At 63.9% G+C, this 13,894-nt stretch carries 9 protein-coding genes; 5 read left to right on the top strand and 4 right to left on the bottom strand.

Annotation, left to right across the window (positions count from 1 at the left end):
- Positions 1–13 precede the first annotated feature (13 nt).
- The gene (locus H3H45_RS18255; RefSeq protein ID WP_182835130.1) at positions 14–1,255 is read right to left on the bottom strand and encodes a ribonucleotide-diphosphate reductase subunit beta; all 1,242 of its coding nucleotides are present in this window, start codon (positions 1,253–1,255) and stop codon (positions 14–16) included.
- A gap of 406 nt (positions 1,256–1,661) precedes the next feature.
- Positions 1,662–4,547, bottom strand: a complete 2,886-nt coding sequence (locus H3H45_RS18250) for a ribonucleoside-diphosphate reductase subunit alpha (RefSeq protein WP_182835129.1) — start codon at positions 4,545–4,547, stop codon at positions 1,662–1,664.
- 793 nt (positions 4,548–5,340) lie between these two features.
- On the opposite strand from H3H45_RS18250, the gene H3H45_RS18245 reads away from it, so the two are divergent.
- The 3 genes from H3H45_RS18245 to H3H45_RS18235 all read left to right on the top strand — a co-directional run bounded on the left by H3H45_RS18245 (position 5,341) and on the right by H3H45_RS18235 (position 8,907).
- Entirely contained in the window at positions 5,341–6,063 is a 723-nt protein-coding gene (locus tag H3H45_RS18245) for a response regulator (protein ID WP_182835128.1), read from the top strand.
- Between the two features lie 10 nt (positions 6,064–6,073).
- Positions 6,074–7,693 carry an ATP-binding protein gene (locus H3H45_RS18240; RefSeq protein WP_182835127.1) on the top strand — a complete coding sequence of 540 codons (1,620 nt, stop codon included), beginning with the start codon at positions 6,074–6,076 and terminating at the stop codon, positions 7,691–7,693.
- A 191-nt stretch (positions 7,694–7,884) separates the two neighbouring features.
- Entirely contained in the window at positions 7,885–8,907 is a 1,023-nt protein-coding gene (locus H3H45_RS18235) for an alpha/beta fold hydrolase (protein WP_182835126.1), read from the top strand.
- Positions 8,908–9,068: 161 nt separating this feature from the next.
- Here H3H45_RS18235 and glpD read toward each other — a convergent pair whose 3' ends face one another.
- Both glpD and H3H45_RS18225 read right to left on the bottom strand, forming a co-directional pair.
- Positions 9,069–10,604 carry a glycerol-3-phosphate dehydrogenase gene (gene glpD, locus H3H45_RS18230; RefSeq protein ID WP_182835125.1) on the bottom strand — a complete coding sequence of 512 codons (1,536 nt, stop codon included), beginning with the start codon at positions 10,602–10,604 and terminating at the stop codon, positions 9,069–9,071.
- 346 nt (positions 10,605–10,950) lie between these two features.
- Positions 10,951–11,709, bottom strand: coding sequence for a DeoR/GlpR family DNA-binding transcription regulator (locus H3H45_RS18225; RefSeq protein ID WP_182835124.1), 759 nt, complete (start codon positions 11,707–11,709; stop codon positions 10,951–10,953).
- Between the two features lie 105 nt (positions 11,710–11,814).
- Here H3H45_RS18225 and ybaK point away from each other — a divergent pair, with 105 nt between their 5' ends.
- The gene (gene ybaK, locus H3H45_RS18220) at positions 11,815–12,285 is read left to right on the top strand and encodes a Cys-tRNA(Pro) deacylase (RefSeq protein ID WP_182835123.1); all 471 of its coding nucleotides are present in this window, start codon (positions 11,815–11,817) and stop codon (positions 12,283–12,285) included.
- 77 nt (positions 12,286–12,362) lie between these two features.
- Positions 12,363–13,850 carry a glycerol kinase GlpK gene (glpK, locus tag H3H45_RS18215; RefSeq protein WP_182835122.1) on the top strand — a complete coding sequence of 496 codons (1,488 nt, stop codon included), beginning with the start codon at positions 12,363–12,365 and terminating at the stop codon, positions 13,848–13,850.
- Positions 13,851–13,894: the final 44 nt, after the last annotated feature.

Raw genomic sequence — 13,894 nt, 5'->3', positions numbered from 1 at the left:
TGACCAGAGCTGTTTAGTCCCAGCTCAACGCCCCACCAGTCTGATACTCAATAACCCGCGTCTCGAAGAAGTTCTTCTCTTTCTTCAGGTCCATGATCTCCGACATCCACGGGAACGGGTTGCTGGTGCCCGGGTACTCTTCCTTCAGGCCGATCTGGGTCAGACGACGGTTGGCGATGAATTTGAGGTAGTCCTCCATCATGGCCGCGTTCATGCCCAGTACGCCGCGCGGCATGGTGTCACGCGCGTATTCGATTTCCAGCTGAGTGCCCTGCAGGATCATCTGGGTTGCTTCGTCCTTCATCGCGGCGTCCCACAGGTGCGGGTTCTCGATCTTGATCTGGTTGATCACGTCGATGCCGAAGTTCAGGTGCATGGATTCGTCGCGCAGGATGTACTGGAACTGCTCGGCGGTGCCGGTCATCTTGTTGCGGCGGCCCATGGAGAGGATCTGGGTGAAGCCGCAATAGAAGAAGATGCCTTCCAGAACGCAGTAGTAGGCGATCAGGTTACGCAGGAACTGGCGGTCGGTTTCCGGGGTGCCGGTTTCGAACTTCGGATCGGAGATCGAGCGGGTGTATTTCAGGCCCCAGGAGGCCTTCTTCGCCACGCTTGGGATCTCGTGGTACATGTTGAAGATCTCGCCTTCATCCATGCCCAGCGATTCGATGCAGTACTGGTAGGCGTGGGTGTGGATCGCCTCTTCGAAGGCCTGGCGCAGGATGTACTGGCGGCACTCGGGGTTGGTGATCAGGCGGTACACGGCCAGCACCAGGTTGTTGGCCACCAGGCTGTCGGCGGTGGAGAAGAAGCCGAGGTTGCGCATGACGATGCGGCGCTCGTCTTCGCTGAGGCCGTCCTTGCTCTTCCACAGGGCAATGTCGGCATTCATGTTCACTTCCTGCGGCATCCAGTGGTTGGCGCAACCATCCAGATACTTCTGCCAGGCCCAGTCGTACTTGAAGGGTACGAGCTGGTTGAGGTCGGCGCGGGCGTTGATCATCTGCTTGTCGCCGACGTGGACGCGGGCATCGGCGCCTTCCAGCTCGTCGAGGCCTTCCTGGATGTCCAGGTCGTTGAGGGCTTTCTTGGCGCGGGCGACGGCGTCGGAGTCGTCGGCCGATACGGCGCGGGCTTCCTGCACGGAGCCGGCGGCTTCGTCGTCGAGCTTGTCGATGGCGGCGCCAACTACGGCGGCGGGCTTGGCGGCGACTTCTGCGCCGTCTTCCTTATCAAATTCGTCCCAGCTGAGCATCATGTTCTCCTGCGTGGTCACTCGGCCGCATTCTTCTCGGCCTGTATGAATATCCAGTAATTCTGATTATGTTCTGTTGCGGTATACGCGCAAGGGTAAAGCTGTACCGCCCGTCTGGGCGTTGCTCCGCGCCGGTGGGCTGGCGCGGGGCGGTAATTTGTGGGGGAGGGCGGCTCGGGGTTGCCGGGCCCCCTCTCCCTGGCCCTCTCCCCGAGGGGAGAGGGGACTGGAAGCAGTCCGTGTTGCGGGTGGCTTTTACCTACCGACAACACGCAGTAAGCGCGAAGCTGAGCGAGTGAGCGCTAGGCGCCTGGCAGGTTGGAGCCCCTGAGCGTACGGCTGTACGTGATGGGGGCCGACCTGCCAGGAAACGACGCGGGTGCCGCTCAGATTCGTGCGCTCCTGCTTACTGACAAGCTTCGCAGTCGGGTTGGTCGATGGCACATGCCTTTGGAACCGGGGCTGGGCCTGCCGGTGCGGCGAAGTTGCCCTCGTCGATCGCACCACTGGACACAGCGTTCAGCTTGCCGGTGTTGATGGTGGATTTCTCGGTGCTGGTCGCGGCCAGGGCACGGAGGTAATAGGTGGTTTTCAGACCACGGAACCAGGCCATGCGGTAGGTCACGTCCAGCTTCTTGCCCGAGGCGCTGGCGATGTAAAGGTTCAGCGACTGGGCCTGGTCGATCCACTTCTGGCGACGGCTGGCGGCATCGACGATCCACTTGGTTTCCACTTCGAACGCGGTGGCATACAGGTCTTTGAGGTCCTGCGGGATGCGCTCGATCTGCTGTACGGAGCCGTCGTAGTACTTCAGGTCGTTGACCATGACGCTGTCCCACAGGCCGCGGTTTTTCAGGTCGCGAACCAGGTAGGGGTTGATCACGGTGAATTCGCCGGAGAGGTTCGATTTCACGTACAGGTTCTGGTAGGTCGGTTCGATCGACTGCGATACGCCAATGATGTTGGAGATGGTCGCGGTCGGCGCGATGGCCATGATGTTGGAGTTGCGGATGCCTTTCTGCACACGGGCGCGCAGCGGGGCCCAGTCCAGCGACTCGCTCAGGTCGACGTCGATGTACTTCTGGCCACGGGCTTCGATCAGGATCTGCTGGGAGTCCAGCGGCAGGATGCCTTTGGACCACAGCGAACCTTCGAAGGTGCTGTAGCTGCCGCGCTCGTCAGCCAGGTCACAGGAAGCCTGGATGGCGTAGTAGCTGATGGCTTCCATCGACTTGTCGGCGAACTCGATGGCCGCGTCGGAGCCGTAGGCAATGTGCTGCAGGTACAGGGCGTCCTGGAAGCCCATCAGGCCGAGGCCGACCGGACGGTGCTTGAGGTTGGAGTTACGCGCCTGCGGCACGCTGTAGTAGTTGATGTCGATAACGTTATCGAGCATGCGCACAGCGGTCTTCACGGTGCGGCCGAGTTTCTCGGTGTCCAGCTTGCCGTCGACGATGTGGTTGACCAGGTTGATCGAGCCCAGGTTGCAGACGGCGATCTCGTCCTTGTTGGTGTTCAAGGTGATCTCGGTGCACAGGTTGGAGCTGTGCACGACACCGACGTGCTGCTGCGGGCTGCGCAGGTTGCACGGGTCCTTGAAGGTCAGCCACGGGTGGCCGGTTTCGAACAGCATGGACAGCATCTTGCGCCACAGGTCTTTGGCGGCGATGGTCTTGAAGACCTTGATCTTGCCGTACTGGGTCAGGGCTTCGTAGTACTCGTAGCGCTCTTCGAAGGCCTTGCCGGTCAGGTCGTGCAGATCCGGTACTTCGGACGGGCTGAACAGGGTCCACTGGCCATCGTCGAACACGCGCTTCATGAACAGGTCCGGAATCCAGTTGGCGGTGTTCATGTCGTGGGTACGGCGACGGTCGTCACCGGTGTTCTTGCGCAGCTCGAGGAATTCCTCGATGTCCAGGTGCCAGGTTTCCAGGTAGGCGCAGACGGCGCCTTTGCGCTTGCCGCCCTGGTTCACGGCTACGGCGGTGTCGTTGACCACTTTCAGGAAGGGTACGACGCCCTGGGATTTGCCGTTGGTGCCCTTGATGTAGGAGCCCAGCGCGCGCACCGGAGTCCAGTCGTTGCCCAGGCCGCCGGCGAATTTCGACAGCATGGCGTTGTCGTGGATGGCACCGTAGATGCCCGACAGGTCGTCCGGCACGGTGGTCAGGTAGCAAGACGACAGCTGCGGGCGCAGGGTGCCGGCGTTGAACAGGGTCGGCGTGGACGCCATGTAGTCAAAGGACGACAGCAGGTTGTAGAACTCGATGGCGCGCTCTTCACGGTTCTTCGGCTCTTCGATGGCCAGGCCCATGGCCACGCGCATGAAGAACACCTGCGGCAGTTCGAAGCGCACGCCATCCTTGTGGATGAAGTAGCGGTCGAACAGGGTCTGCAGGCCCAGGTAGGTGAACTGCTGGTCGCGCTCGTGGTTGATGGCGCGGCCCAGTTTCTCCAGGTCGTATTCTTTCAGCTTGGCGTCGAGCAGCTCGTATTCCACGCCTTTTTCCACGTAGGCCGGCAGGGCCTTGGCGTAGAGGTCAGCCATTTCGTGGTGGGTGGCGCTGCTGGCGATACCCAGGAAGCCCAGGGCCTCGGCGCGGATGTTGTCCATCAGCAGGCGGGCGGTGACGTAGGAGTAGTTCGGCTCACGCTCGACCAGGGTGCGGGCGGTCATCACCAGGGCGGTGTTCACGTCCTTCTCGGCTACGCCGTCGTACAGGTTCTTCAGGGTCTCGCTCTGGATCAGCTCGCCATCGACTTCGGCCAGGCCTTCGCAGGCCTCGGTAATGATGGTCTGCAGGCGGCCCATGTCCAGCGGCTGCACGCTGCCGTCGGCCTTGGTCACGCGGATGCTCGGGTGCGGTACGGCGACGTCAGCGGCGCTGGCGCTCTTGCGCTTGGCGGCCTGGGATTCGCGGTAGATCACGTAGTCGCGGGCGACTTTCTGCTCGCCGGCGCGCATCAGCGACAGTTCGACCTGGTCCTGGATTTCTTCGATGTGGATGGTGCCGCCGGAGGGCATGCGGCGCTTGAAGGTAGCGGTGACCTGCTCGGTCAGGCGCGCGACGGTTTCATGGATACGCGACGAGGCGGCAGCGGTGCCGCCTTCTACTGCAAGGAACGCCTTGGTGATGGCGACGGTGATCTTGTCATCGGTATACGGCACGACGGTGCCGTTACGCTTGATCACGCGCAGCTGGCCGGGAGCGGTGGCAGCCAGATCCGAGTTGGCATCTGCAGCCTGCGGCGCCACGGCCTGCGGGTTCTCGCGAGTAGTGTCGGTGTGCATGGAGGTCTCCGTGTTTTTCTTAATTGTTAGTTAGGCGCTTATTAGCAGTGGATTGCTACGCCGTACCGCCGTTCATTCCATTTCAACAACGCCGCGCGGACGGCAGTGAGGCCGGACGCGCGGGACTTGCATAACTGGGCTGGGAAGGTACGACCAAGCGCCTTCCTGGCTCTTCAAGTCTTGTGCCAGCGTTCAGGCTGGCACCACTAGATGTTGTGTCACGCCGCCTGGGGCTGCGTGCGCCGATCAGGACGCCCTCGCTCTGCTGGCGGTACAGGGTCCTGCTCTGAATCGATGGAGCTAAAGCGTTTAACTTCGCGGTCATCTGCACTTTTTCAGTTCCGGGTGTGGACTGTTTTGGGGCAAATGTGCTTGTGTCTTTTTTGGTGCGAAAACCCAACATGTAGGTGTTTGTCGCGCTGGGGATACAAGATAGTGCGGTACTCGAACGAAGGCAAGCCGATAAAACTTGGCGGCCTGTGGATAAATCTGTGGGTTACTTTGGGGTAAGTTTCGCCAGGCCCCGCGCTTGCTGGGGCCGCCCCCTGCATACCGTCCGTCGAGCCTGACTGAGCTTTTTTGCCGTTCCTCAACGTGACTTTTTAGTCAATCACACAAACACAATATGTAGGGTTTTTCTCGTGGCTTCTGGCGCGCTCTGTGCAAGCGCGTCGGCGCTTCTATCGGTGCCCTTACACTGCTGGGCATAGGTGCTGGCGATTGCGCCTTTGCCGGGGCGGCGTTGCTACAATGCCGGCCTGATTGGCAGTCGTAAGCAGTTATTGGAGGGCGTGTGGAGCAAGAAGCCTGGCAAATCCTGATCGTCGAGGACGACCAGCGCCTGGCCGAGTTGACCCGGGAATACCTGGAGAGCAACGGCCTGAAGGTGGCGATCGAATCCGATGGGGCCAAGGCGGCGGGGCGCATCCTCAAGGAGCAGCCTGACCTGGTGGTACTCGACCTGATGCTGCCCGGCGAGGATGGCTTGTCCATCTGCCGAAAGGTGCGTGGCCAGTACGATGGGCCGATCCTGATGCTCACCGCACGCACCGATGACATGGATGAAGTGCTCGGTCTGGAAATGGGGGCCGACGACTATGTGTGCAAGCCGGTGCGCCCGCGTGTGTTGCTGGCGCGTATCCGTGCGCTGTTGCGCCGCCGCGAAGGACATGCCGAGGTCGAGGCGGAGAGCCAGCGGCGTTTGCAGTTCGGCCAGTTGGTGATCGACAGCGCCATGCGCGAGGCCTGGCTGCGCGAGCAGAGCATCGAGCTGACCAGCGCCGAGTTCGACCTGCTCTGGCTGCTGGCGGCCAACGCCGGGCGCATCCTCTCGCGCGAGGAAATCTTCACCGCCCTGCGCGGCATCGAGTATGACGGTCAGGATCGTTCCATCGATGTACGCATCTCGCGTATCCGTCCGAAGATCGGTGATGACCCCATGCACCCGCGGCTGATCAAGACCGTGCGTAGCAAGGGCTATCTGTTCGTCGCCGAGGCCGCTGAGGCAGTGCTGTGAGGCGCGGCGCATGAACTCGATCTTCCTGCGCATCTATGGCGGCATCATCGCCGCCCTGGTGCTGGTGGCACTGCTCGGCGTGGGCGTGCTGCAGCTGACCAACGAGGTGCGCAGCGATCAGTACCGCGAGCAGCTGGCGCGCGGCACCTTCCGCCTGATGGCCGACAACCTCGAGCGCATGGAGTCGGTCGACCGGCGCCGTGCGCTGGTGACCTGGAGTCGCCTGCTTGGCGTGCCGTTGGCCCTGGAGTCGCTCAAGGCCGAACCGCTGGATGGCCGCGCGCGTGGTTTGCTGCTGCGTGGCCAGGTTTTGGTGGAACAGACCGGGCCGCATGCGGCGCGGGTCTACAGCCTGGTCAGCGAGAAGGAGCAACTGGTGCTGACCGCCGAGGTGGAGCAGATCAGCGAGCAGCTGGCGCGGGCCACCGTCTACCTGCTGATGGACGAATTGGTGCGCTATCCGATCGTCGAGCAGCCCAAGCGCCTGGCTGCGTTGAAGGCGGAGAAAAACTTCGGTTTCGACCTGCGCCTGGTCACCCTGGAAAAGGTCGACCTCGACGATGACCAGCAGCGCCGGGTGGACGAGGGCGACACGGTGCTGGCGCTGGGCAAGGGCGGCGATTCGATCCGCGTGATCGCCGGCATGGTCGGTACACCCTGGGTGCTGGAAGTCGGCCCGCTGTACCAGATGAATCCCTACCCAACCGAGCTGCTGGTGCTGGTCGGGGTGCTCGGCCTGAGCTTGACCGGCTTGATTCTCTATTTATTGGTGCGTCGCCTGGAGCGCCGCCTGCTCGGCCTGGAAAGCGCCGCGGCACGGATTGCCAGTGGCCACCTGGATGCCCGCGTACCGACCCGCAGCGCCGACTCGGTGGGGCGCCTGGCAGCGACCTTCAACACCATGGCCGAGCAGTTGCAGCGCCTGCTGGGCATCCAGCGCGAGATGGTGCGTGCGGTGTCCCACGAGTTGCGCACGCCGGTGGCGCGCCTGCGCTTCGGCCTGGAAATGATCGGCGACGCGCAGACCGACCAGGCTCGACGCAAGTACATGGACGGCATGGACGGCGACATCCAGGAGCTCGACAAGCTGGTCGACGAGATGCTGGTCTATGCGCGTCTGGAGCAGGGGTCGCCGGAGCTGCATTACCAGCAGGTCGACCTGCATGCGCTGCTCGAGCAGGTGATCGACGAGCTGGCGCCATTGCGCGCCAGCGTACGGGTCGAGCTGGGCCAGTCGCAGGATGCGCCGGATGGCAACGGGGCCCGCGTTGAGGCAGAGCCGCGCTATCTGCACCGGGCGCTGCAGAATCTGGTTAGCAATGCCATGCGCCACGCCGAGTCGCGGGTGCGGCTGACCTACCGCATCGGTCATCGGCGTTGCCGGATCGATGTCGAGGACGATGGTCCGGGTGTGCCGGAAGAGGCCTGGGAGCGCATCTTTACGCCGTTCCTGCGCCTGGACGACAGCCGCACCCGTGCCTCCGGCGGGCATGGCCTGGGCCTGTCCATTGTGCGGCGGATCATCTACTGGCACACCGGTCGCGCCCATGTCGGCCGCAGCGCCGGCTTGGGTGGCGCGCAGTTCAGTCTGGTCTGGCCAAGGCAGCAGGAAGGCGCGGAGCGGGCATGAAGATGGTTCACGATTTTTGCCCTAGGTAACGCCGGCACACAGCGCTTGTGCCCCCCACTCTCACAAGTAGGAGAGGGGAGGAAGCTACCGTTCGGCGCCCTTCATCAAACTGTCACGCTTCTGTGGCAGCGCGCTGCAACAAACGTCCGCACACTCGCGCTTCACTGGGGTTCTGCGTGTTGGTGTTGGCTATGCGTGCGTTGCTTTTCCTTGTCGCGCTGTTGTGCGGCGTGCCGTCTGTGGCGGCGTCCCGTTGCGATGTTCAGGTGCCGGTGGCTATGGCCAGCGTTGGCGAGGTGCGCCTGGCCTATCAGAGCATCGGCCGCGACAGCGATCCGGCCCTGCTGCTTTTGATGGGGCTGGGTGGGCAGCTGATCCACTGGCCGGACGAGGTGGTGGCGCGCCTGTGTGGCCAGGGCTTCCGGGTAATCCGCTTCGACAATCGCGATGTCGGCCTGTCCACCTGGCAGGGCCAGCCGCCGAGCGCCAATCTGGCCTATGGCGTGCTGAGTTATCGTCTTGGTCTGGGCGTCAGCGCGCCTTACAGCCTGCGTGATATGGCCGGCGACAGCCTGGGCTTGATGGATGCCCTGGGTATCCAGCGCTTCCATATCCTGGGTGCAAGCATGGGTGGGATGATCGCCCAGCATATGGCCGACCTGGCGCCGCAGCGGGTGGAGAGCCTGACCCTGCTGATGACCAGTTCCGGTGCGCCGGGCCTGCCGGCGCCGCAGGCGGCCCTGCTGGAGTTGTTGGCTCAGCGCGAGGCGGCGGACCGGGAAGCGGCCATCACCCAGCAGGCGACCTTGCTCGCCGCCCTTGGCAGTCCGCAGCTCGACAGTAATCTGGCGGGCCTGCGCCGTGAGGCGGCGCGCTCCTATGATCGCGCGTTCAATCCGCAGGGTGTGCAGCGGCAGATCCTGGCGATCCTTGCCGAACCGAGCCGGGTCGAGCTGCTCAAACGCCTGCGTGTGCCGACCCTGGTGGTGCATGGCACGGCCGATCCGCTGCTGCCGGTGATGCATGGCGTGCATGTGGCGGCACATATAAAGGATAGCCAGCTGAAGTTGATCCCCGGTTTGGCTCATCGCTTCCAGAGCGCCTTCAAGGAGCCGCTATTGGCAGCGGTGCTGCCGCACTTGCGGGCTCATCGTCTGGATGGGCAGCAGTTGGCGCAGCTGAGCGGTGCAGGGAAAGCGGCGCCGCGTCTGTAACGGCTGGCTGGTTGCGTGAGGCGCGCTCTGCTTATCCACCGCTGCGGCGGCACGCTGCGCTTTGCTCCCTCTCCCGTTTACGGGAGACGACTGCATGGATGCAGGAGGTAGAGCAACGCAGGAAGCCAAAGCCGGGGGTTGGGGAGAGGGGAACTCCGCTCTCAGACCGCCTTGGCACCGAGCGGCTGCGGAGTTTGCGTGCCGCTCAGATAGCCTTTCAGCTTGGCCTGCTGGCCCGGGGTCATGAACAACCCGAGCTTGGTACGGCGCCAGAGGATGTCCTCGGCTTCCATCGCCCACTCCTCACGGCGCAGGTAGTCGACTTCGCGGGCATAGAGACCGGCACCGAAATGCTCGCCCAGTTCACTCTGCTGCTTGAGGCCATCGACGATGCGCCAGCTGCGGCTGCCGTAGGTGCTGGCCCAGCGCTGGGCGAGTTCGCGGTCGAGCCAGCCGAAGCGGGCTTGCAGCTGTTCCACCAGGGCCTCGCGGCTGTCCATGTTCTCGCCGCCGGGCAATGGCGCCTTGGCCGTCCAGGCCGGGCACAGGCGTGGGAAGTACGGCGCCAGCTGGCTCATGGCGGCTTCGGCCAGCTTACGGTAGGTGGTCAGCTTGCCGCCGAACACCGACAGCAGCGGTGCCTCACCCGGTGCGCCGGACAGCGACAGGGTGTAGTCGCGGGTCACTGCCGAAGGCTCGTCGGATTCGTCGTCGCACAGCGGGCGCACGCCGGAGAAGCTGTGCAGGATGTCATTGCGCGAGAGCTGCTGCTTGAAGTGGGCGTTGACCACCTTGAGTAGGTAATCGGTTTCTTCCTCGCTGATCTTCACCCTGGCCGGGTCGCCTTGGTACTCGCGGTCGGTGGTGCCGATCAGGCTGAAACGCTCCAGCCAGGGGATCACGAAGACGATGCGCTGATCCTCGTTCTGCAGGATGTAGGCCTGCTCGCCATCGTGCATGCGTGGCACGACGATGTGACTGCCCTGGATCAGGCGGATGCCGTAGGGCGAAGGCTGCTTGAGATCGTCCTTGATGAAGCGTGCTACCCAGGGCCCGGCGGCATTCACCAGCACGCGGGCGCGGATGGAGAACAGGCTGCCGTCGTTGCGCTCCAGGTGCAGGTGCCACAGGCCCTTGCTGCGCCGCGCGCTGACGCAGCGGGTGCGGGTGTGGATGTGCGCGTGGTGTTCGCGCGCGGCCATGGCGTTGAGCACCACCAGGCGGGCGTCATCGACCCAGCAATCGGAGTATTCGAAGCCGCGCGCCATCTCTGTCTGGAGTGGGCTGCCGGCGCCGAAGCGCACGCCGTTGGAGCCCGGCAGTTTTTCGCGCTTGCCCAGGTGGTCGTAGAGGAACAGGCCGGCACGGATCATCCAGGCCGGGCGCAGGTGCGGGCGGTGCGGGAGGATGAAGCGCATCGGCTTGACGATGTGCGGCGCCTTGGCCAGCAGCACTTCGCGCTCGGCCAGGGCCTCGCGCACCAAGCGGAATTCGTAATGTTCGAGGTAGCGCAGACCGCCGTGGATCAGTTTGCTGCTGGCCGAAGAGGTGTGGCTGGCCAGGTCGTCGCGTTCGCAAAGGAATACCGAGAGGCCGCGTCCGGCTGCGTCGGCGGCGATGCCGGTGCCATTGATGCCGCCGCCGACCACGGCCAGGTCGTAGATTTCGGCGAGGGGATGAGTCTGGCTGTTGGGCATGGCGAAAGCACCGGAAAGTTTTAAAGTGAACAATTGAATGTTCGTTTCCGAAAATATGCTAGTCGAAGAATGCTGTTGACGCCAGCCTGGCGTGGCGCCAAATGTCCGATAGATAGGTGTGCAGGTGGCTTGGCGGTGCGTAGCCCGGATGCAATCCGGGGGGGCGCCAGGCTTTCCCGGATTGCATCCGGGCTACGGTTTGCTCAGAACCTGTTTACGGTCTTTTGGACTAGAGCCAGACAAGGCAAAAACAGCCGAGGAAGCGGAGTTTACGAGCTGTAAATGAGCATTCCGAGGCTGTTTTTAACGCCGTATGGCTGACGGCCAGGAGATCGTAAACAGGTTCTCAGACGATATGCAGCTGGATCTTCTGCTCGCTCAGCAGACGGGCGATGCTGGCGGGGGGCGGGGCGTCGGTGAACACCTGGTCTACCAGGTTCAGCGAACCCAGGCGCACCACGGCGTTGCGCCCGAACTTGCTGGAGTCGGCGGCCAGCAGTACCTGGCGGGCATTGTCGATGATCGCCTGGGACACGCGCACTTCCTGGTAGTCGAAGTCGAGCAGGCTGCCGTCCTCGTCGATGCCGCTGATGCCGACCAGGGCGAAGTCGACCTTGAACTGCTGGATGAAATCTACCGCGGCCTGGCCGACCACGCCGCCGTCGGCGCGCACCGTGCCGCCAGCCACCAGCACTTCGAAGTCGGCCTTGCTGCTGAGCTGGGCGGCGACGTGCAGGTTGTTGGTGATCACCTTGAGGTGCTTGTGGCCGAGCAGGGCGCGGGCGATGGCTTCGGTGGTGGTGCCGATGTTGATGAATAGCGAGGCATGGTCAGGAATCTGTGCGGCGATGGCTTCGGCGATGCGCTGTTTCTCGTCGCGCATCTGCCCGGCGCGCATGGCGTACGCGGTATTCTGGATGCTCGAGGCCTCGCTCGCCGCGCCGCCGTGGGTGCGCCGCAGCAGGCCCTGTTCGGCCAACTGGTTGATATCGCGGCGAATGGTCTGCGGCGTGACGGCGAAGGCCTGGGCCAGTTCGTCGATACTCACGTAGCCACGCTCGCGGGCGCGATCCAATATGCTTTGCTGGCGGGGAGGGAGGCTCATGGGCGATCCTTTCTGGGCGACGGCGCAGTATAACGGGGAGCTGCCAGTCGACAGTTTTTTCGGCTATGGTACGCGCAAACTGTCATTCTATTTTCACATTCGAACATGACTCCAGCCATCGATCTGCTGAAAAAGGCCAAGGCCGAGCACCAAGTACACAGCTACAGCCACGACCCCAAGGCGCCGTCATATGGCCTGGAGGCGGCGGAAAAGCTCGGTCTCGATCCGGCCCGGGTGTTCAAGACCCTGCTGGCCGCCAGCGAGAAGGGCGAACTGCTGGTGGCGGTGGTGCCGGTGGCCGGCAGCCTTGACCTCAAGGCCCTGGCCCACGCCGCCGGGGTGAAGAAGGCCGACATGGCCGACCCGCAGGCGGCGCAGCGGGCTACAGGTTACCTGCTCGGCGGCATCAGCCCGCTGGGGCAGAAGAAGCGCCTGCGTACCTTTATCGACGAATCGGCCAGGCAGCACTCCACCATCTATGTCAGCGCCGGTCGCCGTGGCCTGGAGGTGGAACTGGGCGCCGAGCTGCTGGCCCTGCATACCCAGGGGCAGTTTGCCGCCATCGGCAGGGAGTAAACCTCCCTCTCCCCCGGCCCCTCTCCCACAAGTGGGAGAGAGGAGACAAACAACGCATAACAACAAGGAAACCACCCATGTCCCACTACCTGCTGGCCATCGACCAGGGCACTACCAGCTCCCGCGCCATCGTTTTCAGTGCCCAGGGCCTGCCGCTGGCGCGTGCCCAGCAGGAGTTCAAGCAGTATTTCCCCAAGGACGGCTGGGTTGAGCACGATGCCGAAGAAATCTGGCTGACCACCCTCAAGGTGTGCCGCGAGGCGCTGGCGCAGAAGGGCCTGAAAGCCGAGGAAATCCGCGCCATCGGCATCACCAACCAGCGCGAGACCACCATCGTCTGGGATGCGCTCAGCGGCGTGCCGATCCACCCGGCCATCGTCTGGCAGGACCGGCGTACCGCCGACTACTGCGCGGGGCTCAAGGCTGCCGGCCATGAGGCGCAGGTGGCGGCCAAGACCGGTCTGTTGATCGACCCCTATTTCTCCGCGACCAAGCTGCGCTGGATTCTCGATAACGTGCCGGGCGCCCGTGAGCGCGCCGAGCGTGGCGAGCTGCGCTTCGGCACGGTGGACTGCTTCCTGCTGTGGCGCCTGTCCGGCGGCAAGTCGCACAAGACCGATGCCAGCAACGCCTCGCGCACCCTGCTGTTCAATATCCACAGCCAGCAGTGGGACGAGGAGCTGCTGCAGCTCTTCGACATCCCGCGCAGCCTGCTGCCGGAGGTGCTCGATTGCGCCGCCGATTTCGGCACCTGCGAGGCCGAACTGCTCGGCGCACCGATCCCGGTGCTGGGCATGGCCGGCGACCAGCAGGCCGCGCTGATCGGCCAGGCCTGCTTCCAGCCCGGCATGGTCAAGAGCACCTACGGCACCGGCTGCTTCATGATCCAGAACACCGGCAGCACGCCGGTGGTGTCGAAGAATCGCCTGCTGACCACAGTCGGCTATCGCCTGGGTGGCAAGGTCACCTACGCCGTGGAGGGCAGTATCTTCGTTGCCGGCGCGGCCGTGCAGTGGCTGCGCGACGGCATCAAGCTGATCAGCGATGCCCGCGACAGCGAGGCGATGGCCGAGCAGACCGGCGATGCCTGTGGTGTGTACCTGGTGCCGGCCTTCACCGGCCTCGGCGCGCCGTACTGGGACCCGAAGGCGCGCGGGGCGATCTTCGGCCTGACCCGCGACACCGGGATCAAGGAGATCGTCACCGCCGGCCTGCAGTCGGTGTGCTACCAGACCCGCGACCTGCTCGAAGCCATGCGCCAGGACGGCGCCGCCGAACCGAGCGCGCTGCGCGTGGATGGCGGCATGGTGGTCAACAACTGGGTCATGCAGTTCCTCGCCGATATCCTCGGTGTGCCGGTGGAACGCCCGGAAGTCACCGAAACCACGGCCCTTGGCGTGGCCTACCTGGCCGGTTTGCAGGCCGGGCTATACCGCGACCTCGACGAGGTCGCCAGCCACTGGCATCGTCAGCGCCGCTTCGAGCCACGCATGGCCGACGAGCATCGCGGCAGGCTGTACCACGGCTGGCTGGATGCGGTGAAAAGGGTGCGCAGCGAAGGGTGAGGGTGGTAAAACTGCGAGCAGTTGTTCCCCGCTCATGGGATGCC

The sequence above is a fragment of the Aquipseudomonas guryensis genome (assembly GCF_014164785.1).
Taxonomy (GTDB): domain Bacteria; phylum Pseudomonadota; class Gammaproteobacteria; order Pseudomonadales; family Pseudomonadaceae; genus Aquipseudomonas; species Aquipseudomonas guryensis.
The sequence above is the reverse complement of the archived record's forward strand: the minus strand, read 5'-3'. Positions and strand labels throughout refer to the sequence as shown.